This is a genomic window from Vibrio sp. THAF190c (assembly GCF_009363355.1).
Taxonomy (GTDB): Bacteria; Pseudomonadota; Gammaproteobacteria; order Enterobacterales; family Vibrionaceae; genus Vibrio; species Vibrio fortis_A.
In genome coordinates this window covers 1,007,661-1,033,782 of sequence record NZ_CP045339.1, presented here as the reverse complement: position 1 = coordinate 1,033,782, position 26,122 = coordinate 1,007,661, and the positions used below count along the sequence as shown (strand labels likewise).

The 26,122-nt window shown below is 45.9% G+C and carries 23 protein-coding genes; 14 read left to right on the top strand and 9 right to left on the bottom strand.

The genetic code is table 11. The features are described from left to right. Positions 1-400: 400 nt before the first annotated feature. Positions 401-2,461, top strand: a complete 2,061-nt coding sequence (locus FIV04_RS19640; protein ID WP_253895546.1) for an alpha-amylase family glycosyl hydrolase — start codon at positions 401-403, stop codon at positions 2,459-2,461. Positions 2,462-2,617: 156 nt separating this feature from the next. On the opposite strand, the gene FIV04_RS19635 is transcribed toward FIV04_RS19640, so the two are convergent. Next, positions 2,618-3,460, bottom strand: a complete 843-nt coding sequence (locus tag FIV04_RS19635) for an SGNH/GDSL hydrolase family protein (protein ID WP_152470202.1) — start codon at positions 3,458-3,460, stop codon at positions 2,618-2,620. A 98-nt stretch (positions 3,461-3,558) separates the two neighbouring features. Next, positions 3,559-4,071, bottom strand: a complete 513-nt coding sequence (locus tag FIV04_RS19630; RefSeq protein WP_152470201.1) for an RNA methyltransferase — start codon at positions 4,069-4,071, stop codon at positions 3,559-3,561. A gap of 442 nt (positions 4,072-4,513) precedes the next feature. On the opposite strand from FIV04_RS19630, the gene bamE reads away from it, so the two are divergent. Continuing rightward, positions 4,514-4,879, top strand: coding sequence for an outer membrane protein assembly factor BamE (gene bamE / locus FIV04_RS19625; protein WP_152470200.1), 366 nt, complete (start codon positions 4,514-4,516; stop codon positions 4,877-4,879). A gap of 462 nt (positions 4,880-5,341) precedes the next feature. Beyond that, positions 5,342-7,003 carry a methyl-accepting chemotaxis protein gene (locus FIV04_RS19620; protein ID WP_152470199.1) on the top strand — a complete coding sequence of 554 codons (1,662 nt, stop codon included), beginning with the start codon at positions 5,342-5,344 and terminating at the stop codon, positions 7,001-7,003. A gap of 8 nt (positions 7,004-7,011) precedes the next feature. Here FIV04_RS19620 and FIV04_RS19615 read toward each other — a convergent pair whose 3' ends face one another. Together FIV04_RS19615 and FIV04_RS19610 are read right to left on the bottom strand one after the other, a co-directional pair. Next, complete coding sequence (locus FIV04_RS19615; protein ID WP_152470198.1) at positions 7,012-7,680, bottom strand: endonuclease III domain-containing protein; 669 nt, start codon at positions 7,678-7,680, stop codon at positions 7,012-7,014. Next, positions 7,680-8,549, bottom strand: a complete 870-nt coding sequence (locus FIV04_RS19610; protein WP_152470197.1) for a LysR family transcriptional regulator — start codon at positions 8,547-8,549, stop codon at positions 7,680-7,682. The genes FIV04_RS19615 and FIV04_RS19610 overlap by 1 nt, the downstream gene beginning before the upstream one ends. A gap of 260 nt (positions 8,550-8,809) precedes the next feature. On the opposite strand from FIV04_RS19610, the gene FIV04_RS19605 reads away from it, so the two are divergent. Then, positions 8,810-9,157, top strand: a complete 348-nt coding sequence (locus FIV04_RS19605; RefSeq protein ID WP_152470196.1) for a DUF3316 domain-containing protein — start codon at positions 8,810-8,812, stop codon at positions 9,155-9,157. A 116-nt stretch (positions 9,158-9,273) separates the two neighbouring features. On the opposite strand, the gene FIV04_RS19600 is transcribed toward FIV04_RS19605, so the two are convergent. Continuing rightward, on the bottom strand, positions 9,274-10,911 hold the full coding sequence (locus FIV04_RS19600) for a methyl-accepting chemotaxis protein (protein WP_152470195.1): 1,638 nt from the start codon (positions 10,909-10,911) through the stop codon (positions 9,274-9,276). Between the two features lie 240 nt (positions 10,912-11,151). On the opposite strand from FIV04_RS19600, the gene FIV04_RS19595 reads away from it, so the two are divergent. Then, complete coding sequence (locus FIV04_RS19595) at positions 11,152-11,580, top strand: DUF3010 family protein (RefSeq protein WP_032553447.1); 429 nt, start codon at positions 11,152-11,154, stop codon at positions 11,578-11,580. A gap of 108 nt (positions 11,581-11,688) precedes the next feature. On the opposite strand, the gene FIV04_RS19590 is transcribed toward FIV04_RS19595, so the two are convergent. Continuing rightward, positions 11,689-12,591 (bottom strand): DMT family transporter, encoded by a 903-nt coding sequence (locus tag FIV04_RS19590; protein WP_152470194.1) that lies wholly within the window; start codon positions 12,589-12,591, stop codon positions 11,689-11,691. Positions 12,592-12,710: 119 nt separating this feature from the next. On the opposite strand from FIV04_RS19590, the gene FIV04_RS19585 reads away from it, so the two are divergent. Together FIV04_RS19585 and FIV04_RS19580 are read left to right on the top strand one after the other, a co-directional pair. Beyond that, a complete protein-coding gene (locus FIV04_RS19585; protein ID WP_150897105.1) occupies positions 12,711-14,126 on the top strand; it encodes a PLP-dependent aminotransferase family protein in 1,416 nt (471 codons plus the stop codon). A gap of 136 nt (positions 14,127-14,262) precedes the next feature. After that, positions 14,263-14,529, top strand: coding sequence for a hypothetical protein (locus tag FIV04_RS19580; protein ID WP_152470193.1), 267 nt, complete (start codon positions 14,263-14,265; stop codon positions 14,527-14,529). 38 nt (positions 14,530-14,567) lie between these two features. Here FIV04_RS19580 and FIV04_RS19575 read toward each other — a convergent pair whose 3' ends face one another. Continuing rightward, positions 14,568-15,050, bottom strand: a complete 483-nt coding sequence (locus FIV04_RS19575) for a hypothetical protein (protein ID WP_152470192.1) — start codon at positions 15,048-15,050, stop codon at positions 14,568-14,570. A gap of 358 nt (positions 15,051-15,408) precedes the next feature. On the opposite strand from FIV04_RS19575, the gene FIV04_RS19570 reads away from it, so the two are divergent. The 5 genes from FIV04_RS19570 to FIV04_RS19550 all read left to right on the top strand — a co-directional run bounded on the left by FIV04_RS19570 (position 15,409) and on the right by FIV04_RS19550 (position 20,923). Further along, positions 15,409-16,707 (top strand): nucleoside permease, encoded by a 1,299-nt coding sequence (locus FIV04_RS19570; protein ID WP_152470191.1) that lies wholly within the window; start codon positions 15,409-15,411, stop codon positions 16,705-16,707. A gap of 86 nt (positions 16,708-16,793) precedes the next feature. After that, a complete protein-coding gene (locus FIV04_RS19565) occupies positions 16,794-17,816 on the top strand; it encodes an ADP-ribosylglycohydrolase family protein (protein ID WP_152470190.1) in 1,023 nt (340 codons plus the stop codon). Then, a complete protein-coding gene (locus FIV04_RS19560; RefSeq protein WP_152470189.1) occupies positions 17,806-18,759 on the top strand; it encodes a PfkB family carbohydrate kinase in 954 nt (317 codons plus the stop codon). Before FIV04_RS19565 ends, FIV04_RS19560 begins: the two co-directional genes overlap by 11 nt. A 64-nt stretch (positions 18,760-18,823) precedes the next feature. Beyond that, positions 18,824-20,044, top strand: a complete 1,221-nt coding sequence (locus FIV04_RS19555; protein ID WP_152470188.1) for an OFA family MFS transporter — start codon at positions 18,824-18,826, stop codon at positions 20,042-20,044. Positions 20,045-20,179: 135 nt separating this feature from the next. Then, entirely contained in the window at positions 20,180-20,923 is a 744-nt protein-coding gene (locus FIV04_RS19550; protein ID WP_032553459.1) for a GntR family transcriptional regulator, read from the top strand. A gap of 86 nt (positions 20,924-21,009) precedes the next feature. On the opposite strand, the gene FIV04_RS19545 is transcribed toward FIV04_RS19550, so the two are convergent. Continuing rightward, positions 21,010-22,989, bottom strand: a complete 1,980-nt coding sequence (locus tag FIV04_RS19545) for a methyl-accepting chemotaxis protein (RefSeq protein ID WP_152470187.1) — start codon at positions 22,987-22,989, stop codon at positions 21,010-21,012. Between the two features lie 341 nt (positions 22,990-23,330). On the opposite strand from FIV04_RS19545, the gene FIV04_RS26985 reads away from it, so the two are divergent. Together FIV04_RS26985 and FIV04_RS19540 are read left to right on the top strand one after the other, a co-directional pair. Further along, a complete protein-coding gene (locus tag FIV04_RS26985) occupies positions 23,331-23,504 on the top strand; it encodes a hypothetical protein (RefSeq protein ID WP_172974289.1) in 174 nt (57 codons plus the stop codon). 91 nt (positions 23,505-23,595) lie between these two features. Next, positions 23,596-24,183, top strand: a complete 588-nt coding sequence (locus FIV04_RS19540) for a TetR/AcrR family transcriptional regulator (RefSeq protein ID WP_152470186.1) — start codon at positions 23,596-23,598, stop codon at positions 24,181-24,183. A 60-nt stretch (positions 24,184-24,243) separates the two neighbouring features. Here FIV04_RS19540 and FIV04_RS19535 read toward each other — a convergent pair whose 3' ends face one another. Next, on the bottom strand, positions 24,244-26,115 hold the full coding sequence (locus tag FIV04_RS19535) for a fructose-specific PTS transporter subunit EIIC (protein ID WP_152470185.1): 1,872 nt from the start codon (positions 26,113-26,115) through the stop codon (positions 24,244-24,246). Positions 26,116-26,122 lie beyond the last annotated feature (7 nt).

The window sequence follows — 26,122 nt, the reverse complement described above, 5'->3', positions numbered from 1 at the left end:
ATCGAACAATCCACAGTAAGCGTCAATGATTCAAAGAGTTAGGATGTTAAATAAGCCACGCCAACCAAGCGTATTGTTTTAGAGAAACAATGAAACCGCCCACAATCATTAACATTTCACATAAAACACCATAACAATTCTTTTATAAAGTACAGACTGTGCATTTTGCGATAACAGAAAGTGACCTCGTAGACAGAACCAAAATTGTGTTAGGTCGAGGGTTATTTGAAAAGCGTTCAAACAAACTATTTTTACTCAACTGCATACCTTTTATCGGTGAATAATTTTGCACCAAATCATATTCCGGGTGGTGAAATGTAAATTTATTGTGACTGAGATCTCTCAGCCCTTTTTCTCATCCTCAGCCCTTTGATTTATGGATGATTTGCCTCTGTTTCACTTGGTCAATAATGAACCAAAACACAATAATAAGGACTTGAACGTGAAACGCACCCTAACTACGACGGCTTTAGCGGTTTCTTTCGCACTCTTAGCTGGATGCCAGTCTACAACCGAGACCTCTGAGCAGGTCGACCTCAATGCCTACCAATGTCAAACCACACACAGCGCAGAAATCAACGACCTGCGTATCTACCAAGTAATGGTCGAAAGCTTTGTGAATGGCGATGACTCTATCGGTCATGGCACCGGTTACGGCACTAGCCACCATAAAGGTGATATTCAGGGCATCATCGACTCACTCGATTACATTCAATCGCTGGGAATGAATGGTATTTGGCTAACACCTATCTTCAATTCTGAGCCTGTTGCTGGACAAGATCACTGGGCAGATAGACTCGATGCAACGGGCTACTTCGCCACTGACTATTTCAGTATCGACCCACGATTCGGTACGTTAGAGCAAGCTAAACAGCTAGTAGAAGAGGCGCACGCTCGCGGCTTATACGTATTCTTTGATGGCGTATTCGGTCACCATAAAGGTAATGTTGCGCCCTCACCTACTGGTAAACTACCACAAGGCGAGAACAACCCTGTCGCTTACCCAGAGAGTTTAGAGTTCTACAAAGAGGTCGCGACTTACTGGATCAAAGAACTTAAGATTGATGGCTGGCGTCTTGACCAAGCGTATCAAGTACCAAAAGACGCATGGGCGGAAATTCGTGAGAGTGTCGATGTCGCCTCTGCAGAAGTTGAATACGTAAACTCAGAGGGTGAAACCGTTAATCCACTGGGCTACATGGTTGCTGAAATTTGGGCGGGAGAAAACCGCATTATCGAAACAGGCTATGGTACTAACAGCTCTCCGGCACTCTGCTCTGCGTTTGACTTCCCTGTGCGTTACCGCTTAACAGAGACGCTTGCTGTAAACGAAGCCGGTGTTGGTGGCAAAGGCGGTGAGTGGCTAGCAGAAGGCATGTCATTACACTCACTTTACCCAGACCACGCAAAACCAAACCTTATGATTGGTAACCACGACTTAGTGCGCTTTGGTGACTTACTGCAACGTGGCGATATCGCTTCACCAGAAGATGATGAATACTGGCAACGATACAAAGCAGCTTTCTCATTCCAAGCCGCTTACACAGGCCCAATCACCACTTACTACGGTGATGAAATTGGTGATCAGCTAGATGGATTTGCTGACAAAGTATGGGAAGATTGTGCTATTCCAGGACTGTGTGATGACCACGTGGCGCGTACTAGCGGTAAAGTGGAAGGTGTAACAGCTGACCTTAATGCTCGCGAACAAGATCTCAAGCAATATGTGACAACTCTGATGACACTTCGCCAGGACCACCCGGCACTGTCTCAAGGTAAGCGAACTCACCTACTTGCTAACGAATCCGTTTACGTCGACCACAAAGGTGCCGGCAACGAAGCTATCATCTATGCCATTAACGTCACTGACAAGCCATACACACTAGAGCTCACTAAGAAACAATATGGCTCTGACGCTGGACTGAGCGACCTGCTCACTCAAGACAAAATCGCCGCATCCGGTGACAGCTACCAAATTGAGCTAGCACCATTTGAAGGTCGATTCTTGAGCGTAGATAAACCAAGTGCTGCAGGACCTGTCGCTGCGGCGATGGCGAGCGCGCCAACCTCTGGCCAAGGCTTTATGGCTCAGTGTGATAACCCTGTCGTATCTGAAGCGGGCCCAGTAAGCAGCAAGCTATACGTTGTAGGCAACTTCGCTGACTCTGGCTGGAAACACAAAGAAGGCAGAGCCTTTACCTATCGCGGAGACAATACCTATCAAGTTGTAACTAAAGAGAAACCGGGTAGCTACCGCATGCAATACGCGTCTAAATCTTGGTCTCCGCAGTACACAGCTGATGGTCTGAATATCAAACTAGGCCAAGAGACGGCGCTAACCAAAGGCGGTTATGGTAAAGATACCGCTGTTACCATCCGTGAAGGCGGGAAGTATGTTTGGAGCTTGAAGTTTGACGATGCAGGTAAGCCACTGCAAGTTATGGCTTCAAAGTGTCCCTAGTCTCAACAACAGCATCGACGACACGTATTAGCGCCTATTTAGCTGGCTAATCACTGGCTAGTAACGCTGATTAAACGAATCGGCTAACTCAAATATGGTTCCCCGCCATCATGAGTTAGCCGATTTTTTTATGTGCTAACAATTAAGGTTTTCTGCTTAATCGCTGGATAATGATTGATGCACAACCGGTACAAGTAGGCTCGACCATTGTTGATAAGCATTGGCATTCAGGTGCAGGTCATCGCAGCTGAAATCATCCAATAGCACGCCATTGGGCGCCAAAACTTCGTTCACATCTAAGAACTGGACACCATTCTCATAGCAATAGCTTTTTAGCAGACTGTTCAGTTCTTCAACTTGGGTATTCAACCCTTGAAGACTCTCACCAACAAACAACGTTGATTGAACAACGACCTTAATCCCTTGCTTGAGCCATGTGTCTACGATCTCGACATAGTTTGCGAAAGCTTGATCGACAGAGAAGCCTTGAGCAAGGTCGTTTATACCCGCCATAAAGCAGATCAGCTTGGGGTTAACGTTCAAGGTCGTGTCTATTCGTCTTAGCATGCCTGCGGTTGTATCTCCGGCTAAACCTCGATTCACCATAGATACGTCTCGGAAGATATCAGCCCAAGGTGCCCACTCAGTAATCGAATCTCCAAATACCACCAAATCCGCTTCGGGTGCAAAATGACGGTGGTTATCCGACGTCAATACATAGCGGCTCATGCTGTGTCCTCGCTGTTGAATTTCAGATTGTCTGATCACGGCTTCCAAGATCACAGCATCCGGTGTTTGGTCGTCAAACTGCGCCAAAACCTTTTCAATATGCGGTTTCAAAGGGCTTAACTGAGTATCGAGTGCGTGTTGGTCTTTGAGTGAAGCGAGTTTTTCAAGCAATGAGTATAAGGTCCCTCTGTGCTCGAGGGATTGATAGAGCGAATAGAGGTCAAGGACAGGTTGGTGTTTTAAAGCCGTAAGAAGTTGTTCATCTTCCATGTGTTATCTAGCCTTTCATCGGAGAAGAGTGTGACCACATCATACCCGCTAGGAAATCACTTAGATAACACATGAATCAACAATAGCTCGAGTTGTTGCTATTTTTCTTTCACTAGAAGGTGATTGCGGTTATCTCGGCTCTTTTTAATAAGTTCGTTGCTTTCGTCCATATCATCAGACTTAGCCAATCTATCGTAAAGAAGTACATTCACCGTTGCCGCTAAGTTCATACAACCAACCGTCGGTACATACACAACATGATCAGCGCGATCTGCAACGTCTTGAGAAATCGAACCGTCTTCTGGACCAAAGATGTAGATAGCGTTCTCTGGGTGTTGAAACCTTGGTAACGGCGTCGCGCCTTCTGCTAGTTCAACACACACAATCTTTGTCTCTGGATCAAGATCATTGAGAAATGAATCAACCCCGACCAGTGGAATATTGCGAGTTGCACTCTTGGTATCAGTATGAAATTTGGCTGCTTTTTCATAACGTTGACCAGTGTATTTAACTTCATCCACTTGATAACAGCCTGCAGCTCGCATTACAGCGCCAACATTGGTTGGGCTTTTAGGATTCGTTAAACCAATCGTCACCTGGCTTTTCTTCATGAATGTACTCACTTAAATCAATAACGGCGTGACTAGATTGTCACAGAGCGCCGCATTCTAGCAAAGCGCAACCTCTATCAAAAGCCATTCTTAGCCTTGTCGCATTTATGGTAAATGCTCAAATAAACAACAAACAGTTTACTGATTAAATTTAATTACACGAATCCAATCATTTACCTTAACTATTCAATTGTAATAATCATTTTCCATACCCATACAATAAATAACAAACGGATTAATAAAGAACACTTATTAAACGATAAGTGCTCAACTGTTGATCACTCAAGTTATAAATACCAAAACTCACAAATAAAATGAAAAGGCAATACAACACTACAAGTAATATATTCAAATTATTTTATGGATTATTCTGTATTTCTCGTATCTTGAAGCACTTTATATTTTTTAAGAAAGTACCCGAAACATTCACAGAGAGGTATTTATGTTTAAAAAAGCTTCTGCACTTTTACTAGCTGTTATGTTAACAGCGTGTGCTTCACAAGGTACTAAGATGGACAACGAGACCATCAGCAAGGTTGAGAAAGGCCAAACGACTGAACAGCAACTAATCGACATGCTAGGCGAACCAACATCGACAGGTTTCTCTTCAGATGGCTCTAAGCAGCTGACTTATACCTATTCAAGTGCATCTAGCAATCCAGCATCTTTCATCCCATTTGTTGGGTTCCTGTTCTCTGGTGTCGATTCAGAAACTCAGGTGCTTTACATCACTCTGGATAACAAAGGCAAAGTTTCAGACTACACATATAGCGAACAAAGCACTGAAACTAAAACTGGCTTACTATAATTAGACGACAACGTCAGCTGGCTTAATTAAGAGTCAATAACAGTTATTGGCTCTTATTATTTTTATCTATCATTTTAACTACAGTGAAAAAGGTCATTTAATTCACTCAAATAAACCGTTCACACTGCATCTATATCAACTCTTATGCTATGAGCATACGCACGTAAATATGCTTATCTATTCACAAAAGCTCTACCAATAGTTCTTCATTTTTTCCCTTACTTCCCGCAATTTCTTGTGACATGTTGCTCACACATTCAGCAAAAAGTTAACCGCTGTCAAATTTATAGAACAAAACTATGCAAACGTAACGTTTAGACCAATGGCGCATTTACATTTTTTAAACAGACAAATACTGTAAAACGATATGTACCATTTTTTGAGCAGTGTGTCGCAAAGCTCATCTGTTCAATCGGTCTTGTGACCTAATAAAAAACAATATCTCTGCAGTAGGAAGTCTTTATGAGTCTAACCATCAAAAACCGCCTCTATATTTTGTCTTTTATCCCTTTACTCTTTATGACACTAGGGATGATCTATGTAAGCTATCTAAAGACAACCGAACTCACCGCTGAGCAGGTCAACTCTACTCGCACCAATATGATGGAAATGAAGCAGAAAGAGTTGAAGTCTTATCTGCAAATGGCTGAATCATCGATCGCCCCCTTCTTACAACGAGGAGCGACACTAGAAGAGGCCCTACCGACTCTACGTCAGCTCGAGTATGGCGAGTCAGGTTACATCTTTGGTTACGACTCCAAAGGTGTGCGTGTTGTGGTTGGCCAAAGTACCGATGGTATTGGGAAAAACTACTTCAATCTGCAGGATAAAAAGGGCAACTACCTGATTCAAGACCTGATCCGAAACTCGAAGAGCGGACAATTTACCACTTACTACTTCCCTAAATTAGGCGAGACCGAAGCGCTACCAAAGCTAAGCTACTCCGTCTTCATTCCTCAGTGGGACTTAATGCTCGGCACGGGTTTCTACACCGATGACATTGATGCCGTTATCGCTGAAATGGAAGCGAGTTCTAACCAAGCACTTCAGAGCACGATCACAGCGATCAGCTTGTTCTGTGGCCTGATCGCTGCGATCGTTGCTGTCTTCGCTGTAGGTATTAACCGAACCATTATGAAGCCAATCGAACAGCTGGATCGATCTATCAGCTCGTTCGCAAGTGGTGAGGCCGATTTGACTGCTCGTATGGAACCATTCAAAGCCCCTGAGTTTGCTCGCCTAAGTGACAACTTCAATGCCTTTGTTGCAAGCCTTCAAACCATTATTCGCAGCGTGAGTGATGTTGGCCAACAAGTGGTAAACGAAACCAATAGTATGTCAGCTCGTGCTGCTCAAGTAGATGAACTGGCAAACGGTCAACGTGAAGAGACTGAACAAGTTGCTACCGCGATGACAGAAATGACAACCACCGCTCAAGAGATCTCAAGCAACGCGAGCCAAGCGGCGAATTCCGCGAAGCAGGCAGAAAACAACGCACGTGAAGCACAAGAGATTGTAAACGCGGCAGCAGAGTCTGTGGCTGGCTTGGCTTCTGAGGTATCCGAAGCGAACACTGTCGTATCTCAGCTTGAAGGTGATGTACAAAACATCTCATCTTCTCTCGCAGTTATCCAAGACATTGCAGAACAAACGAACCTACTAGCATTGAACGCGGCTATCGAAGCGGCGCGTGCAGGGGAACAGGGTCGCGGCTTTGCTGTGGTTGCTGATGAAGTACGTAAGCTTGCAAGCCGCACTCAAGAGAGTACCGGTGAAATCCACACCATGATCGAACAATTGAAAGCAGCCTCGGATGCCGCAGTTAAAGCGATGGATTCTAGCCAAAACCGCAGTGCTCAAACGGTAGAAGAAGCGAACGCAGCTGCTGAGGCGCTGGCGCGAATTCAGGAGTCGATTGATACCATCATGGACATGAACTCGCTTATCGCCACTGCAACCGAAGAACAAAATATTGTTGGCCAAGAGATTTCCCAACGCGTGGTAGTTATCTCTGACTCAAGTTCTCAATCGGCAACACTAGCCAATGAAAACCGTGCTGGCAGCCAGAACCTGAATGATCGTGCAAACGAGTTGTACCACTTAGTCGATCGATTCACTGTTTAGTCAACTATCTAAAGCAGTGCCCCTTTGCAGCGAATAGCTAAGGGGCATTTTTCACATTTGGGCTTGGGGTGGCAAAACTGCTGACCATGCTCGACCAGTAAGCCATGGTAATAGCCGTAGGTCTTAGTATCAGGTGGAATCACAGCTTCCATCAAATCATGAAACCTCTCATAAGACTTAGGAACATCCAAACCGTTTCGCTCAAAGATTCTTCTCGCGTACGCATCAATCACGAATGATGCCTTTTTAATGGCATAAACCAAAATTGCGTCTGCCGTTTCTCCACCAATGCCTTTCACCGCAAGCAGTTGCTGTCTCAAAACGTCCGTTTCTTGAGCCCGTACAGTTTGTATATCGTAGTCGTATTGAGCAAACCACTGCGTCATTGCCTTCAGCTTTAGAGCCTTTTGATTGTAGTAACCACTGGAACGAATGGCTTGTGCCAGCGTATCAAGTTCCATTGCGGCAACCTGTTGTGGCGTGATCGTTTCACCTAAGTTATCGAGCGCCTTTTCAGCATTCTTCCAATTCGTATTTTGAACCAGAATCGCCCCCATCATGATCTGATAAGGATCGCTGGTCGGCCACCAGTCAAACCAACCATAATGCTCTTCAAGACCACGAAACACGTCTCGAATTAATCTCGAGTCTTGTTCCGTGACTTGGCGAGTTTTCATCAATCTAGATTCTCAGCGAGAAAGTCCACCAGCAGGCGAACTTTAGAAGAGAGGTTACGGTTTTGAGGATAGAGCGCCCAGATCCCCTCTTTGTCATCTCGGAAATCCGACAGCACTTCCACCAGCTCTCCCGATTCTAGATCATCGCTAACATAGTATTCAGGCAGCTGCACTAAACCAATGCTCTGCTTCGCGGCATCGAGAAGTGTTAAACCGCTGTTACATTTAATTCGACCATTAACACGTACCGATCGTGGCTGGTCATTTTCTTTAAATCGCCAATGCTCGAAGCCACCAACCAAACACTGATGATTAGCAAGCTCAGATAAAGTATGTGGTTCGCCATAATGCTCAACGTACTCAGGGCTTGCACAGACATAGAGCTGTCTCTGAGATAGGCGTTTGGCAACCAGGCTAGAATCTTCCAGTCGTCCTAAACGAATAGCAACGTCGACCCCTGAATCAATGAGATCTAACTTTTGATTAGTTAGCATCAACTCAAGCTCTACTTGAGGGTACTGAGTCAAAAACTGATGCAGCAAAGGCGCAAGCTGACGTTCACCATAAGTGACAGGCGCTGTGACTTTCAAAAGACCTTTGGGGGTCGATTGCATCTGCGTTACTGCAAGCTCTGCTAACTCCAGCCCTTCCACCAATTGCTTACATTGTTGATAGTAGAGCTGACCCGCTTCAGTGAGAGACACTTTACGTGTGGTTCGATTGAGCAATTTAACGGCTAGTCGCTCTTCCAAGCTGGCGACACGACGGCTTATTTGTGCAACAGAGGTCGATAGTTTACTTGCAGCTCCAGTAAAGCTCTCTCGCTCAGCCACTGCTACAAACTCACTTACCCCTTCCCAATTCGCCATACGATTACCTGTTATTGATGTTATCTACTGCTAAGTCTATTGAATTAACCCATTTAAGTCATCTTGATTCACGCATCGACACTATCGATAACCCGCTTTTCAATCGCCTATTTATTGCTCGGACGCTCCTCTGACATTGACCAACAACCCTTACTTTTGTCTTACAAATACAGCATCTCCCCTGACACTTGTCCTACCACTTCGTTGGTATCTTGGCTTTGCACCGAAACATTGGTGTTCACAAAAAGTAAGGTATTCCTATGAAGAAATTAATCGTACTTGCATCAACACTTGTTCTAAGCACAACAGCGTTTGCAGCAACTAAAACAGCAATTCTAGAAACAACGCTTAAGTCAGATACATTTGTTACCGAAGCGGAAGCATACGATGCAGGAGCTAACCTTATGGAAGAGTTAAGCACAAAGAGTTCTTTTGAACTTTCAAGAGAACTGCCTCAGTTTAGAAACACGACCAAATATAATTCGTTTAAGATTGATGATGCCAATATGGAAGTGAAGAAAATCACCAATATGAGTGGTGATGTGCATTATCAAGCGGCTATCACTGTCGATTATCGCTACACCTATAAAGACGGTCGCAGCAGCTAAGTTTGTTGAGACTAAATAGGAAAGCCCGCATTTACTGAAAAGTAAGTGCGGGCTTTTTTAGTTTAGGCCTTCATAACAGGTCGCTTAATCTGTTATCAGTTAAGTCTCTTCAACAACTACACTTCAAACTGAGATACTAATCGGTCGAGTGATTCACACTGCTCTGCCAGAGCCATACATGCATTCTCAGCACTGCTTGCCATTTCAACCATCTGAGCGGTACTTTCAGCAATGCGTTGAACGTTTTGATTCACCTCTTCAGACACATGAGATTGCTGAGAAGCTGCCGTTGCAATCTGAGTGTTCATCTCGTTCATCATTCCAATTGAACTGCTAATTTCAGCCAGTGACGTTGCTGCAGTTTCTGCTTGAGTAATGGTTTTCTCACCACTCTCTTTACTCTCATTCATCACGCTAACAGCTTGCTTCGCACCTTGTTCAAGGCGTTCAATCATCGATTCAATCTCACCTGTACTGTCTTGTGTCTTGCTTGCCAGCGCACGAACTTCGTCTGCAACCACAGCAAAACCGCGCCCTTGCTCGCCTGCACGTGCCGCTTCAATCGCTGCGTTCAGAGCCAAGAGGTTGGTTTGTTCGGCAATACCTTTGATAACACCCAGAATCGAAGCGATGCTTTTCACATCCGTATCAAGGTTATGTACCACGCCACTTGCATTCTCAATGTCACTTGCCAAGCGTTCAATCGAACCGACAGTTAACGCTAGAGTGCTGTTCGTTGATTCAACTTCGCGCGTCGCAGTATTACTTGCGGTTGCAGCATCCAGAGCGTTACCACTTACCGCGGCACTGGTTGCTTGCATTTCATGTACCGCCGCTGCAACCACTTCACTCTCTTGCTGCTGGTTAGCCGAGAACTCCGCTACGCTCTGAGTCAAAGATTTAATGTTTTCCATCTCTGAACGAACCGCGTTTGAAGCAAAGATAACTTGCTCAACCGTTACATGGATTTTGCCAACAAATTCATTGAATGCAGCACTCAGGCGCGCAATTTCATCACTGCCTTCAACCTTCATACGCTGAGACAAGTCACCATCACCAGACGCGATTTCGCTCATCGCTTTCTCAACATCTTGAATCGGTTTAACGATAAAACGGTTTGATAACCACAGTGCAAAACATGCGGCCAGAATCGCGACCCCCATACCGACTTCGATAACAATCTTGCTGGATTCAATCGAATCATTCGCTTGTTGGCGCAGCTCAGCTTGTTTCTTCTCGATTAACGAACGAACAGACCAAAGCTGGTTGCGGATAGTTTCAAACTCGGCATCAAGCACAGGCGTAAATTCGCGATTGTAAGCGTGGGCATTTGCTGGATCCGCAAACATGGGCTCATGAAGATCAACCCAACGGCTCATTGAAGAGACCAATTTGGTCAACTCGTTTCGAGACGAGCGATCGAGGACGCCTGCATCATACAGCTTCTGTACGCTCTCAAAGCGTGGAACAGCTTTATAAGCATTGTCTTTGAACTCAAACGTCTGGTAATCGATCGACGCCTGATCTTTCGCTAGCAAAAGTCCTTGTGCCGCAGAGATAACCTGGTAGATATCGCGATAGCCGTCTTCTAGATTCTCCAATACAGGTTGCACGACATTGTTAAGTTCGTGATTGATCGCGGCCTGTTGGTTCGACTTAATCACATTTAGAATGGTGACTGCAGAAAAAACGGCGACGATCACCAGCAGCGGAATTGCGATCTTGCTGCGGATAGAAAGGTTATTGATGCTCATTGGTCCTCTTAAACCGTACGATATTTAATGATATTCATATAATATATCGCATACGGATTAATTCGCGCCACGAATTTGTGAAGTTCGTCTCATAGCAAACGTTGTCGCAAATTCGTTCGCTTACAACTCATCCAGATGTAAACACGCAAACCAAATAACAACACCTAATTCCCGCAATTCACTGGCGATATGAGGCAATTCAACCCATAATGTACGGCTGTTAAATCAATAGGTAAAAACATGAAAATTTGTGGCGTTGAAATCAAAGGTAATGATGCGATCATTTGTCTACTTTCTCTTTCAGATGGTGTGTTCAACATCCCTGATTGCCGCGTTTCTAAAGTCGCAATCAGCGACGCAAATGACACGCAAAAAATGAAAGACTTCCAGTTCTCTTTCGCAAAACTGATGGAAGATTACCAAGTTGAGAAGGTTGTAATTCGCCAACGTCAAACTAAAGGCAAATTTGCAGGTGGTGGTCACGGCTTCAAACTAGAAGCGGCTATCCAACTGATTGATGGCCTAGATGTGGAAGTTGTAGCACCAGCAGCAATCAAAGAGAGCCTAAAGCACAACCCACTGATGATGAAGTTCAAAGAGACTGGCCTAAAGCAGTACCAAGAAGCGCCATTCACAACAGCTTACGCTTGCTTAATGAGAAAAGCGTAACGCTAACCTCTTAAAGGTTTACCCCTGGGTCGACCTTAGAAACTAAAAGAGCCCACGACGGGCTCTTTTAGTTGGTGCATACTATCCATTCTTCTTTGGTCGCTTTGTCTACAGTCTCACTTGAACCTTTCTCTTCAATCCCAATGATAAGTTTGGCTTTTTAACCACTAAGTAAACCGCAATCGCAGCCAACGCAAAGCCTAGTGCACCGTAAAAATCAAAAGACTCACCGAACATCAACCAAGCTTGAATAGCCGTTGTTGGAGGTACAAGGTAAAACACAGAAGCTACACTGGACGCAGCACCATGTTCCACCATGTAGAGCAGCAGCAGAATCGCCACACAAGACAACACAACGACTAGCCAAACCATGGTTAATGAAAATTCCACGGTCCAGTTGACCTGCATAGTCTCAAAACTCATCGCATAAGGCACAAACAAAATGGCTGATGCAAAATACTGCACCATCGCACTGCCTACCATATCCACACCTTGGCAGAAACGTTTCTGATAAAGCGTACCGAACGTAATGCCCACCAAGGCAAGAACACACAACAACACCGCTTCTGTTTTATGAGTATCCGACTGCCACTCGATGTTGCCCATCAGCACCAAGCTAATGCCAGAAAAGCCGAGTACCAAACCCAACCATTGAGCCCAATTAAAGCGTTCAACAGTAAACGTCACAATCATAATGGCAGTTAGTATTGGCTGTAGACCAACCAGAAGCGCGCTTAATCCAGCAGGCATGCCCATATCAATCGCTAGATAAGTCCCACCAAGATAGAAGCCATGAATCAGTATGCCAACCACGCAACTATGAAAGAACGCACTGCCACGAGGCATTTTGCGTTTGAGCAGTGCAAGCAAAAGCACGAACAACAAGACATTGGTGATCATACGCAGAGACAGCAAGGTCGCAGGCTCCGCATACTGCAAACCAAACCGCGCACCGACAAAGCCGGACGACCATAAAATAACGAAAACAAAGGGGATAAATTTAATCAACACGACAAAACTCTGGTCAACGATTCAACAATACTGTTACCTTAGTTGGGTACAGATACAGATTAAAGATACAGTTTGAATGTTTTAGATGGTTACAGATTTTTGCGGTTAGGGAGAATTAGGTGGGTATCAATAAGTACTTGGCAGTAGAGCAACACATTAAGAATCAGATAGAGGATGGGATTTTACACGTTCATGATCGTCTCCCTTCCATTCGCCAGCTGAGCACACAACTTAACATGAGCAAAAACACGGTCATTAGAGCCTACCAAGAGCTGGAAGCGACAGGACTCATCTATTCTGTACCTAAATCTGGTTATCGAGTGCAGGAACTCGAACTCGTTACTCTCAAAAAAAACAGCCGCCCACAAAAGGTGGATCTGTTATCAGTCACTCGCTCCGTGCTGTCACGCCCAGATGGCAAGCTCAAACTCCTCACTGGCTCCGCACACCCTAATGTCAATAACCCAGCAATACGCAGCCTTTATGCCGAAATAGGCCGACATAGCCGTCTTCAAACTCAGTTACCCGGTTACTACCAGTTGCCGCCCGGCGATGACCAGTTGGTGAAACAGATCCTTAAGATCACCCAAGACATTGGCGTCCCTGCCAGCGCCAATGAGATTGCCATCACGCATGGTGCTCAACAAGCGATTAGCCTCGCACTGAGAGCACTAACCGAACCGGGCGACGTCGTGGCAGTCGAGTCACCATGTTACTTTGGTAACTTACTGCTGCTGGAGTCATTAGGACTTAAAGCACTGGAGATCCCGACTAGCGTTCATTCCGGGATTGATATTAGCGCCCTACAAGATGCAATTGAGAAGTGGCCGGTAAAAACGGTACTGGTAACGCCCAACTTTGCTAATCCAACCGGTTCTCGCATGCCTTTGAACAACAGAAAGGCGCTATTAGAAATCACAAAACAACTTCCCATTATTGAAGATGATGTATTTGGCAGCCTAGCCTACGATGCACCGCTGCCAAGCCTAAAAGAGCTCGATAAAGATGGTCGCGTGATCTATGTGAGCTCACTATCAAAAACACTCGATTCTAGATTACGCATCGGTTGGCTACTCTCAGGACAATATCAACCACAGATTGAAAAGTTTCTTCTGTGCGACAACATGGGCAGCTCGAATCTAATGCAGTCTGCCGTTGGGCAATTCTTAACTTCAGGTCGATATCGTAGTCATATCGCTAAGATGAAGCGCCTCTATCAAACCAACTATAAACAGTTTCATACAGCGCTCACGGAGTCACTAAACCAATACCCGCAAGTCAAAGGGCGCTATCACCTATCCCGCACGGAAGGCGCGTTTCTGATTTGGTTAACCTTGCCCGATTCGTTCGACAGTTATGAGCTCTATTTAGACTGTTTAGAGCACAAATTGGGTATTCTGCCGGGAACGGTTTTCGGTACAAATGATCAATACAAACATTGTGTTCGATTCAGTGTTGCCAACCTAGAAGAGACCAAAGAGTGGCGAGAAGGAGTTGAGATAATGGCGAGATTGATTGCCAAACAATTGGATTAATAGAACGAACATAAGTTGATCTACGCGTAAGCCAGTTTAAGCGTTATCCATGTATAAGCATTAAACTGCCTTACTCCCTAGTGAGTGAAGCCACCATTAAAATTTGCCGGTCAATAACGTCGTACAGAGGATTATTATGTTCCGGCTCGCATTACTTTCATGGTGTTTTTTCGCCTCTTCAACAGCCTTCAGTAACGGCAACAGCCCTACTCAATATGAGATCGCCGTCAGTAAAACCTATGATGTTGAAAAGTCGTCCCTCTCTCAGAGTGATGCAATGCTCACAGCAACTAGTTTGTGCCAGACACAGGGTAAAGAAACACAGGTAATGCGAATCAGCAACCGCATTGAAGAGCAGATGCAAACCACTACGGTAAACTTTTCCTGTATCGACGTTCCTTAAAGGCCCCTCCTTCAGGCGACCCAGTTTGTCGCCAGTAATTACACTTTCATGCTAAATCCGAAGTAGATCCCTTCAATTCGCGACATATCTCTGTCTTTCCAGTTTTCCAATGTGTCGTGAATTCGGTAGCCGAGTTCCATTTTCATGTTCTCCACCGGTTCGAAAGTTGAGCCAAACTGACCTCCAGCCAACACGCCATCATCCCTTTTGGCGAAGCTATAACCTGTCGATACGCCTCCAAAAATTGCCCACTTTGAGTCGAGGTTATAGACATAATCATAAGAGCCAGTCGTAGTCGTGTAGTCTGACTTCATACTGTGCGCCACTCCTAACCCCCAACGATGCCTATCGTCGATCAAGGCATGATAACCGACCGCAGGCGTAAACTCCGACTCGCTCAACGCGGTATAGCCATCGAGTACACCTAAACTCACAAAGTGTTCAACGTCATCACTCAGCGCAAACGCTGCACTCACCGCAAAGCCTGACAACATAACAGCGGGGACCACAAAGTACTTCATTCTTCCTCCAAAATATAAAACATCGTTCAATTACAGATTGCAATAACGGCTTCTGAAGGAAAATAAAATGAGAAGTAAAGAGAGACCAACAGAGCCAATAGCTTATGCAACAACTTAAAGCGCGAGAGACTCTAAGGCCTCAAGCAATCTAATTGTCAGAGCTAGGCAAACTTTCCTTTGAAAAACGACCAGTTAGCGAATAAATGACCACCGAGCGCGGCTTAACCTAAGATCAAAGAGACAAAAGATCGTCAACGATTGCGATAAATAGATCACAAAACAACCCACCTGGTATTGTATTGGTATTACAGTTTAAAATACCATCAATGCGTACCCTACAGTACCAAAGGACAAAATAATGAAACTCACAAACATCAAACTCTCTTCAATGATGTTCATTGAATGGTTTATCTGGGGCGCATGGTTTGTTCCCCTATGGCAAATACTTAATACCAATGGATTTACCCCAACGGAGATCGCATGGTCTTATGCTTGTACGGCAATTGCTGCGATCCTGTCACCGATCCTTGTTGGATCTATCACTGACCGCTTCTTCGCTGCGCAGAAAGTACTTTCTGTTATGTTGATTGCGGGTGCAGTACTCATGTACTTGGCCGCGCAACAAACTGAGTTCGCTACCTTCTTCCCACTTCTGTTGTTGTACTCACTGACTTACATGCCAACGATAGCGCTCACCAACAGTATCGCTTTCTCGAATGTAGAAGATGTAGAGCGTGACTTCCCGCGTATCCGTGTAATGGGTACCATCGGTTGGATTGCTTCTGGTATTGCGATCGGTTTCCTTCCTGGATGGTTGGGCTACGGCGATATCTCATCGAGCAACATCCCATTGATTCTGACAGCGCTAGCTTCTGCTGCTCTTGGTATCTTCGCACTCACGCTGCCTGATACACCACCAAAGAGCACTGGCAAATTAAGCCTTAAAGTGATGCTTGGCCTTGATGCTATCGTGTTGTTGAAAGACAAAAACTTCTTAGCTTTCTTTGTTTGTTCTTTCATGTTCAGCATGCCATTGGCGTTCTACTACATCTTTGCAAACGGCTACCTAACTGAAGTCGGTATGAGCAACGCAACGGGTTGGATGACCCTAGGCCAGTTCTCTGAAATCTTCTTCATGCTGGCTCTACCCTTCTTTACTAAACGTTATGGTATTAAGAAGGTATTACTTCTTGGTCTCTTCACTGCAGCAGTCCGTTACGGCTTCTTCGTCTACGGTAGTGCAGAAACGTGGTACCTATACTCACTGCTATTTGCCGGCATTTTGCTACACGGCGTGAGCTACGACTTCTACTTCGTGACCGCTTACATTTACGTAGACAAAAAAGCACCCGCTCACATGCGTACCGCGGCACAAGGTCTTATCACTTTGGGTTGCCAAGGCATCGGTAGTCTATTGGGTTATCGCTTAGGTGGTGTGCTGATGGAGAAAATGTTTGCCTACGACGAACCACAAAATGGACTCACGTTTGACTGGGCAGGTATGTGGGGCTTCGGTGCCATCATGATCGCCATCATCTTGGTCATCTTCATGTACTTCTTCCGTGAACCAAACGGCGATATCAAAGAGATCGAGATAGACAATCAAGCGGGTAATAACCTATCCGAGCAGACCCAAGCGGAAAAAGCTCAAGCATAATTTTATACCTGCTCAGCCTCTATCCTAGCCTTCCTTATCACTAGAGGCTGAGTAGCTTTTAGATAACCTATTTTTGGTAAAGTAAGATGAACATTTCAAAACAAGACAGAATTCTGGGTACTTTTTATGGTCAGGCACTGGGCGACTCGATGGGAATGCCTTCTGAGCTATGGCCACGCAGCCGAGTGAAAGCACACTTCGGTTGGATTGACCGCTTCTTACCGGGCCCAGCAGAAAACAACGCCGCTTGTTATTTTGATGCTTGCCAATTTACCGATGACACCTCTATGGCGCTTGCTCTAGCAGATGCGATCATTGAGTGTGATGGCGAGATCAACCCAGACATTATTGCCCGTAACGTTCTAAGCTGGGCAGAAGGGTTTGATGCTTTCAATAAGAACATCTTTGGTCCAAGCTCAAAAGCAGCGATGCGCGCTATCAAAGAAGGCACATCAATTGACGAGCTAGAGAACAATGGCGTGACCAATGGCGCAGCCATGCGTGTATCACCAATGGGCTGTTTAGTCCCAACCACCAGCTTGGACACTTTCATTGATCAAGTAGCACTGGCCTCAAGCCCAACACACAAATCGGATGTTGCGATTGCTGGTGCGGTTGCTATCGCTTGGGCAGTATCGAAAGCAATTGAAGGCCATAGCTGGAATGCGATTAAAGACCAGTTACCTACGATTGCCAATGCTGCTCAAACTAAGAACGTCACCACATTCAGTGCTTCCATGGGTGCTCGAATTGAACTCGCACTTATGGTGGCTTCTGAGAATAGTGGTATTGAAGAGCGCATGGAGAAGATTTACAACTTAGTAGGCGCTGGCGTGAGCACGATTGAGTCGGTGCCTGCAGCTATTGCCATGGTTGAACTGGCGCAAACTGATCCTAACCGCTGTGCCATCTTATGTGCCAACCTAGGTGGTGATACCGATACTATCGGAGCAATGGCAACAGCGATCTGTGGTGCGTTGAATGGTATTCAAGCAATTGATAGCGAACTCAAGCAACAACTTGATGACGAAAACCAGCTCGACTTTACTGGCTACGCTGCAACCTTCTCGCGACTAAGAGAAATTAAGGAGAAAGAGTATGCCTCATAACGCACTTATTTCGCTTATTCCAACACTTAAAAACAAGCGTCAACTGTGTTTGATTGGCGCGGCAGTGGTAGACATCGTAACCGAAACCCCCGCCCTGCCAGAGCGCGGAACCGACGTAGAACTCACAGAAAAAGGCATCCATGTTGGCGGCTGTGCATTGAACATCGCAATCGCCCTTAAACAACTCGATGTTGAATCAACCAACGCGCTACCGATCGGTCAGGGTCAATGGGCAGACATCATCACAGCTTCCATGGCTGAAAAGGGCATTCACCGTAGCCTAAAAGACAGCTCTGGAGACAATGGTTGGTGTCTGGCTCTTGTCGAGCCTGATGGTGAGAGAACCTTCTTATCGGTAAGTGGCGTAGAGAATAACTGGAGCGCTGAAACACTCAATCAGCTATCCCTTGAAGATGATGCCATTATTTATCTCTCTGGGTATCAGCTCTCTTCGGCATGCGGTGAACAACTCATCTCATGGCTTGAAACGCTGCCAAGCACTATCGACCTATTCATCGATTTCGGTCCGCGTCTTGGCGACGTGCCTCCAACGCTGTTTAAGCGACTCATCGCACTCAAACCGATTGTTTCATTAAATCGCCAAGAGGCCGAAATACTCGGTATGCAAGAGGTTAATGCCTTTGTAGAGGGGTGGTACCGCAACTACGAGTGTCCACTGATTTTACGTATCGATAGTGATGGTGCGCTATTCGCGACAGCCGAAGGCTATGGCAACGTAGCGCCATTTAGAGCAACTGTCGTCGACACAATCGGTGCAGGTGACACTCACGCAGGTGGTGTACTTGCAGGGCTAGCCTCTGGTTGGGAACTGGCCGATGCCATTCTACTCGGCAACGCGGTCGCTTCATATGTGGTGAGCCATGTTGGGGGCGACTGTGCTCCTAACGTCAATCAAATCACCCAATACCTCGAGCAGTATTAAGCCTAAATCCAACTCACAAGGCTCAGTTTCGCTGAGCCTTTTTTATACCCTTCTGGTCATTAACATGAACAATAAAGCAAAAAAGATCTTACTCGCTAGCTGCGGGATCAATCTCTGTATTGGTGTGCTCTATACATGGAGCGTGTTCAAAAATGCGTTGGTTGAACAAGGCTGGAACAACACCCAAGCCTCAATGCCCTACACTATCACCATCATTACGTTGTCGATTGCCTTACTCATCGCCGGACGTATTCAGGACAAAATAGGCCCCAAGCGAGTGTTAATGACGGGTACCTTATTTGCTGGCCTTGGCATGGTATTGGCCAGCCTTTCGTTAACTCCTATCAATCTTAACTTGAGCTTTGGTGTGATCACAGGCGGTGGTATCGGTTTTGCGTACGCCTGCCTAAACCCAACGGCGATGAAATGGTTCCACTCGTCTCAGAAAGGGATGGTCAATGGCCTGCTCGCCACCGCTTTCGGATTGGCAGCCATTTATTTGGCACCACTCACCAGTTATTTAATAGGCATTTATGGCTTGGAACTCAGCCTTAGATATCTCGGTATGGGGCTGATTATAATTGCCTTCCCGTTGGCTTGCTCGATTACCAATCCACCAGCCGACTATCAAGCGCAAGGAAAAACGGTTCAAAAGAACCAAGCGGTTAGTCAAAACAACTACGCTTGGCGTGAAATGCTCGCTACCAAGCAGTTTTACTTACTATGGCTAACCTATGCGTTTGGAGCAGCAGCGGGTTTAATGATCATCGCTCACATCACCTCTATTGCGGCGCAGCGAGCAAACATCATGCAGGGAGCGTATTTGGTGGTGACCCTTTCCATCTTCAATTCTGCAGGCAGGTTTGTCTCTGGTGTACTCAGTGACAGAATTGGTGGTCTCAAAACGCTCGCGATTGCCTTAGCTCTGCAAAGCATCAATATGCTCGCTTTCAGCCAATTCGTTTCCAGCCAGACACTGATGTTCGGCGCTGCTTTAGCGGGCATAGGTTACGGCACTTTGTTAGCGGTATTTCCATCGATCATGGCGGATCTCTATGGCTTAAAGAACTTCGGTGCAAACTATGGCGTGCTTTACACAGCATGGGGGATTGGCGGCTTTATCGGCCCAATGCTCGCGGCTATCTCTGTTGACTGGTATGGCAGCTACACTTTAGCGTTTGGCATTTGCGCGGTGCTCGTCTCTGTCGCTGTAGTTCTCACTTTTCAGGTTAAGCCGATATCCGCTAACAGCCTTACACCCAAGGCACTGAATGCAACAGTGTAATCGGCAACGAGAACATCTCGCTCGCACTCACAATCTAGGGTGAATCCAGGTTTCACCTTAGATTGTTCATTTCTTTTTCTGCGCTTCGCAAATCAGGTATACTTCTATCAAATATAAAAGTGAAAACAGACCTTTATGAGCACCTACCAGCCTTTGCTAACTCTCATTCAAAACCGAATCGAGCAAAAAGATAAATCACCGCTTTACCTGAAGATTGCGGAATCAGTCAAACTGGCGACTGAGCAAAAACTTCTGAAAGGCGGAGACTTTATTCCAACCGAGCGTGAGTTCAGCGACAGATTAGGCGTATCTCGTATTACGGTAAGAAAAGCACTCGATGTATTGGACAAAGAGGGCGTGATAGTTCGTTCGCGCGGCTTAGGCACAATGATCAGTGAAACTGTTGAATACTCAGGTAAAGAAGCGACGGGCTTCTCGCAGCAGGCTGTTTTAAAAGGCAAAAAACCAGACACTTTGTGGATCAAGAAAGATGTCATTGAGTGCTCTTCAGAGATTGCTAGCAAGCTTTCCATTAAAGAAAATGAACAGGTCTTTTTACTTAAGCGCGTTCGTTACATTGACGAGCAAGCCGTCTCGATTGAAGAGTCTTACGTCCCTGCTCACTTGATTAAGAACCCAGATGAGATTCAGCTTTCGCTATACGACTATTTCCGTAGCCAAGACATCTCTCCAACGAAAACTCAGAGTCGCGTATCGGCGCAAATGCCGACTCAAGAGTCGCTGGAAAAGTTAGCAATCGACAATAACGTCCCAGTACTCCTCATCGAGCAGACCGCTTACGACAAACAAGGTGTGCCGATCGAGTACAGCATCAACCATTGTCGTGGTGACATGTACGTATTTGTCAGCGAAGACTAACCTAATCCAAAATAGAAAAAGGCCCGTGAGACTTAACGAATCACGGGCCTTTTCTTTATCTTGATGCTCTATGTTTCAAGTAATCTCTATCGCTTAAACACGTTAGACAACGTTTTCAGTGATGACGCAAGCTCAGCCTGATCACGAGCCGTAACGGCAATCTGAGTGGCACCTGTGGTTGATTCTGTCGATTTCTGTTCCACAGAGATAACATTCTTGGCGATATCTTGCGTCACAACCGCTTGTTCTTCAGTAGCCGTTGCAATCTGCTCTGCCATACTGAATATCTCGCCGACCGAATCGGAAATACTTTGCAGGCTTTGCTCTACATCACGCGAATCTTCTACCGCTTTTTGCGACATTTTTTGGCTGTTATCAATGACGTCAAATGCGCTTTGAACATCGGTTTGTAGGGCTGTTACAAAGCCTTCGATCTCAGCCGTCGACTCTTGAGTGCGCTGCGCCAATGTTCTTACTTCATCCGCAACAACCGCAAAACCACGACCTTGCTCGCCAGCACGAGCCGCCTCAATCGCTGCATTCAGTGCTAACAAGTTCGTTTGTTCAGCGACCGATTTAATCACATCAATAACACTGTTGATGTTGCTGCTGCTCTCATTAAGGTGTGCGATCTTATCTGCTAAGCCATTAATCTCATTAGCCAGATGCTCGATTGAGTGGTAAGAATTTTGAACCGTTTCTAAACCAACCTTAGATTGCTGGTCAGCCGTTTGTGCTGAAGCCGCCGTTTGCTGAGTCTTATCTGCCACCTCATTAACCGTCGCTGACAGCTCCTCCGTTGCCGTTGCGATTAAACCAATTTGATCTTGTTGCTCGACCAATGCATGAGAGTTGTAATCACAAGTCTGTGACGTCTCTTCTGCCGCAGAAGCCAACGACATACTTGAGTGAGACAGCTGATCCATCACGTCTTTAAACTTCTCTAAGGTCGAATTCAAAGACGCTGCAATTTGACCAAGCTCGCTGCTTCCTTCGTATTTAGCGCGCACTGTTAGATCATTGCTATCGCGAACACTTGCCATCACCGACGTTAGATTACTGACTCGCGTTGTTAGGTCTCTCACCACTTTGATGCCCACGAACAGAGCAACCAAGGACACAACCGCGAACAGCGCAATACTGAACAACATCTGTGTTTGCGCTTGCTGAGCTTTGTGTTCGGTGAGGTTAATCAATGAATCTGCAAGGTGATTTTCTGTCTGTTTCAGCTTAACGATGCGACCTGTTGATTGAGCAAACCAATAGACTGGGTCTGTATCAAACCCACTCATGGTCGATTTAGCGACTTCTCTTAAGCGTTTTACTTCATCAACCGCTTTATCATTAAGTTGCTGCTCAAAAAACGCCACATTTTGTGGTGTGCTCAGCTCTCTAAAGTTAGAGAAATAAGTATCTTGCTGCGTCACCAGTGAGATGAACTTCACCAACATGCCATCACCAAACTCATCTTTAGAGAAGGTATTGCTCAAAACGGCACGCTCGATACCCGCTCTCTCTTTACCTTGCAGGAAGTTGTAGTAAGCGATGGTCTCACGAGTGATCACCGAATCACTGCTTAGATCAGCAATCAAAGAAGACACACTCAATAACTTAGCGTTAAGCTGGGTGTAATAAGCAAGCGCCTGCCCTAAAGGGATAGTTTGTGCATCAACCTGACGACGAATGTCTGTAATTTGATTGAGGCCTTGAGAAATTGTTTGATTAAGTTGTGTGATCTCTGGCAATTCCACGTGTTGTGATTGCCAAAAGTCGTTACGGGCAGAACGCTTTTGGTTCGTTAGATTGCGTTGATCGCTAAGCTCTTTGCCAAACTTGGTGCCTTTAGCTCCCAAGAAGCCAGCCGTCATACCGCGCTCTTTCTGAAGCTCGTGTACCAGTTCACTGTACACCACAGAAAGGCGAGTTAATTGATTAAGGGTCTGCATCTCTTGCGATGTGTTGACGCTTTGCGATATAGCTGAAGCACTGAGCCACAGAAACCCAAGTATGGGTAGAATAAGTAGGGCAAATATTTTTTGCTTGAACGACATGTCCGTTAGTTTCATAAACCTTTCCTAGCAGCTGACGAATCTTTATATCCCGACTGTGGCACACTTCTTACTTGGTACACCTTTACCGAGATCATTTAATTATCAAATTAATCAATAAATGTGCCACCCTGAGATATCACCCGGTAAAAATAACAGCTAAGCTCATAAAACATAGGGCTTTATCTGGTTTCTAGAGGCTCGGCACTACCTAATAAGTCTATAAGTGACATACAACACAATAAGTATATGCCCAAATAAACAACAAGTTGCATTATATTGGTGCGTATTGCGGTGGAGATCCGAATGGGTATAATGCGCCGCTGACAAAATTGATGAACTATAAACGAGGCAAACGTATGAAGTGTCCTTCTTGTGAAGAGCATGTTGGTTGGGACTGGATTGAAGATGAAGCTATTGAGCCCAACGAAGAGTTCGAATGCCCAGAGTGCAGCGAAACCTTGATGTACACCATCGATGAAGGCACCTATTACGGAGCCGAACACAAAACCGTTGAAGTGGTTGATAGCTAATAGCCACTGCTACAGATCGTGAGATCCTTTACTCTCACGCCGACCATGCTTAAAATGTTGAACATGTGTTCAAAGTCTTTAAGGTTACCCAATGGCAAATACAGCGAAATTCGATAGACAAGAAGTGATCGACAAAGCCACCAATCTCTATTGGGAAAAAGGCTTTCACGCCACGTCAATGCGTAACCTGCAAGACGTGATCGACATGAGACCAGGTAGCATCTACGCGACCTTCGGTAGTAAAGAGGGTCTGTTTAAAGAGACATTAGCTCGCTATACCGAATTAGGTAAAGCGAACTTAAAGCGTGCTCGTGAAGAAAACAGCTCGCCACTAAAAGCACTTGAGAGCTTTGTTCGACGCGCGGTCGTTGAGTCCAAACAGAGTGCGCCCAATGGGATGTGCATGCTTTCCAAAACGGTTGCAGAGCTGACCAACGAACACCAAGAGCTACTGGATGAAGCGAAGAAGTGCCTAGTGGTTATGGAAGGTGAGTTTGCCAAACTGGTTGTTGAAGCGCAGAAACTTGGTGAAGTAGACCAGAGCCGTGATGCCAAGCAGCTTGCTCGCCATGTACAGGTACAAATCGCAGGCTTGCGTACTTACGCAAAAACTTGTGATGACTTGGATCTGCTCAATACCATGGTTGAAGATATCTTTAAGTACCATCCTTTCAAATAGAGTGATTTAATAACTTCGGTGGGATTGGCTCTAATACCAAAGAGCCAATCTGCCAGTCAATCACACCTTACGAAGAATTAGCCCTTGTCCGTTAAGCATCGCATCTTTGGTGCCAACATCGACAATCTTCTTACCTCGGAATCGTTCCACCTCTTTAATCGCCACATCATGAGCGAAAATCACTAATCGCGCGCGGTCGATGTCCTTTTGCGTAATTCGGTTGCCAATCCCGTTCGCACCTTGTGTCTCTACTTTAATTCGAACGCCTAATTGCTGAGCCGCTTTCTCTAAAGACTTAGCAGCAAGGAAGGTATGAGCAACACCAGATGGGCAAGAAGTGACAGCCAACACATCGGCTACACCCTCTTCCGTGACAGAGCCACCAAGCTCCTGATGAGTATAACCTTGATCGTCTTCATCGACGGTTTTCTTTAATAAGATCACAACCAGAGCGGTTGTAAGAGAACCCGCTAGAGTGCCCGCAACATACGCGATTTTTCCATCAACGACTGGCAAAACAATCCAGCCACCCCAAGGCGCATGATTGACCACATGGAACATAAAACCAATCACATTGCCCACAATGCCCCCCGCAATAACTGCTGGAAGCACACGCGCTGGATCGGCGGCAGCGAATGGTATCGCCCCTTCGCTAATACCAATCATACCCATGATGCCCGCCGCTTTTCCTGCTTCACGCTCATCACGTTTGAATTTTTTCGGCGAAAGGAAAGTCGCCAATGCCATGCCAAGCGGAGGCGTACAAATTGCGATACCAACACCACCCATTAGCCAAGGCTGAGTATTGACTTGTGTTTGGGCAAACAAAGTGGCGACCTTATTGATCGGCCCTCCCATATCGAAGGCTGTCATCCCACCGAGTACTGCACCCAACAATACTTTGCCAGACCCTGCCATTTCGGTCAGCATCAGGTTCATCTCCGTCATAAACGAGGCGATATGCGAACCTATGCCCCACATCACCACACCACAGGTCACAAAGGTTCCGACGAGCGGATAGATAAAGATTGCACTCAATGCAGTCATGCTTTCAGGCAGCTTTATCCGTTTCAGCAATTGAACGGTATACCCCGCGACAAAACCCACGATAATCGCGCCTAGAAAGCCGGTTTGATATTGCTCTACCGCCACCCAAGATCCGATCATGCCTGGAGCCAAGCCCGGTTTATCAGCCATCGAATAGGCAATGTATCCGCCGAGCACCACGGTGAACAAAGTCAAACCTGCAACACCCATTTGCGCGACATCGGCCAGGAAGCCAGACTGCGGTAGTGCTGCCTGCCCAGTCAACATGACTGAAAGCGACAACAACACCCCACCCGCTACCACAAACGGGATCATATGAGAGGTACCGTATAGTAAGTGCTCTTTAACGCGGTTGAGAGCTTGAGTATAAGGACTGCTGACGAGTAGCTGATCGTCGATAGATTGATACGCAGTATTTAAAGAAGAGGAGTTGGTATCGATATCTGAAAACAGCATGATGACATCATCAGCTGACTCTGCCGCCTTCAATTTTGTAACAAAGCCATCCTCAATGAACTTGGTGGAGACTTGCGCCAGAACTTCGATGTGATGTTCATCGTTATTGTCTGGAGAGGCGAGCATAAAGAAGACGTCTGAACACTCCCCAGTTTCCGCTCCGTAGTCGATCCCTTGACGGCTGATACCAATCGCAATCGCAGGCTTAGATACGGAGCTGCTCTTGGCATGAGGAATCGCGATACCATCATCAAAGCCTGTGTTGCCTATTGATTCTCGCGCCCACAGTTCTTCAAGGAAGAGTTGTTTATTCGAAAGCTTACCGGCGCCATCGAGCATCTCCACCAGCTCTTCAAACACTTGCTGTTTGGTCGCTGCTTTGAGATCCAAGCAGATCGTATCAGATTCAATGAAATGTGTGATGTCCATAGCGGCT

Excerpts from the sequence above, each read along its gene's own strand:
- FIV04_RS19600 (WP_152470195.1), bottom strand. The coding sequence starts at position 10,911 with ATGAGCATCAATAACCTTTCTATCCGCAGCAAGATCGCAATTCCGCTG.
- FIV04_RS19565 (WP_152470190.1), top strand. The coding sequence starts at position 16,794 with ATGAACATTTCAAAACAAGACAGAATTCTGGGTACTTTTTATGGTCAG.
- FIV04_RS19615 (WP_152470198.1), bottom strand. The coding sequence starts at position 7,680 with ATGAAAACTCGCCAAGTCACGGAACAAGACTCGAGATTAATTCGAGAC.
- FIV04_RS26985 (WP_172974289.1), top strand. The coding sequence starts at position 23,331 with ATGAAGTGTCCTTCTTGTGAAGAGCATGTTGGTTGGGACTGGATTGAA.
- FIV04_RS19555 (WP_152470188.1), top strand. The coding sequence starts at position 18,824 with ATGAACAATAAAGCAAAAAAGATCTTACTCGCTAGCTGCGGGATCAAT.
- FIV04_RS19560 (WP_152470189.1), top strand. The coding sequence starts at position 17,806 with ATGCCTCATAACGCACTTATTTCGCTTATTCCAACACTTAAAAACAAG.
- FIV04_RS19580 (WP_152470193.1), top strand. The coding sequence starts at position 14,263 with ATGTTCCGGCTCGCATTACTTTCATGGTGTTTTTTCGCCTCTTCAACA.
- FIV04_RS19545 (WP_152470187.1), bottom strand. The coding sequence starts at position 22,989 with ATGAAACTAACGGACATGTCGTTCAAGCAAAAAATATTTGCCCTACTT.
- bamE (WP_152470200.1), top strand. The coding sequence starts at position 4,514 with ATGTTTAAAAAAGCTTCTGCACTTTTACTAGCTGTTATGTTAACAGCG.
- FIV04_RS19635 (WP_152470202.1), bottom strand. The coding sequence starts at position 3,460 with ATGGAAGATGAACAACTTCTTACGGCTTTAAAACACCAACCTGTCCTT.
- FIV04_RS19540 (WP_152470186.1), top strand. The coding sequence starts at position 23,596 with ATGGCAAATACAGCGAAATTCGATAGACAAGAAGTGATCGACAAAGCC.
- FIV04_RS19630 (WP_152470201.1), bottom strand. The coding sequence starts at position 4,071 with ATGAAGAAAAGCCAGGTGACGATTGGTTTAACGAATCCTAAAAGCCCA.
- FIV04_RS19610 (WP_152470197.1), bottom strand. The coding sequence starts at position 8,549 with ATGGCGAATTGGGAAGGGGTAAGTGAGTTTGTAGCAGTGGCTGAGCGA.
- FIV04_RS19595 (WP_032553447.1), top strand. The coding sequence starts at position 11,152 with ATGAAAATTTGTGGCGTTGAAATCAAAGGTAATGATGCGATCATTTGT.
- FIV04_RS19550 (WP_032553459.1), top strand. The coding sequence starts at position 20,180 with ATGAGCACCTACCAGCCTTTGCTAACTCTCATTCAAAACCGAATCGAG.
- FIV04_RS19535 (WP_152470185.1), bottom strand. The coding sequence starts at position 26,115 with ATGGACATCACACATTTCATTGAATCTGATACGATCTGCTTGGATCTC.
- FIV04_RS19575 (WP_152470192.1), bottom strand. The coding sequence starts at position 15,050 with ATGAAGTACTTTGTGGTCCCCGCTGTTATGTTGTCAGGCTTTGCGGTG.
- FIV04_RS19620 (WP_152470199.1), top strand. The coding sequence starts at position 5,342 with ATGAGTCTAACCATCAAAAACCGCCTCTATATTTTGTCTTTTATCCCT.
- FIV04_RS19570 (WP_152470191.1), top strand. The coding sequence starts at position 15,409 with ATGAAACTCACAAACATCAAACTCTCTTCAATGATGTTCATTGAATGG.
- FIV04_RS19605 (WP_152470196.1), top strand. The coding sequence starts at position 8,810 with ATGAAGAAATTAATCGTACTTGCATCAACACTTGTTCTAAGCACAACA.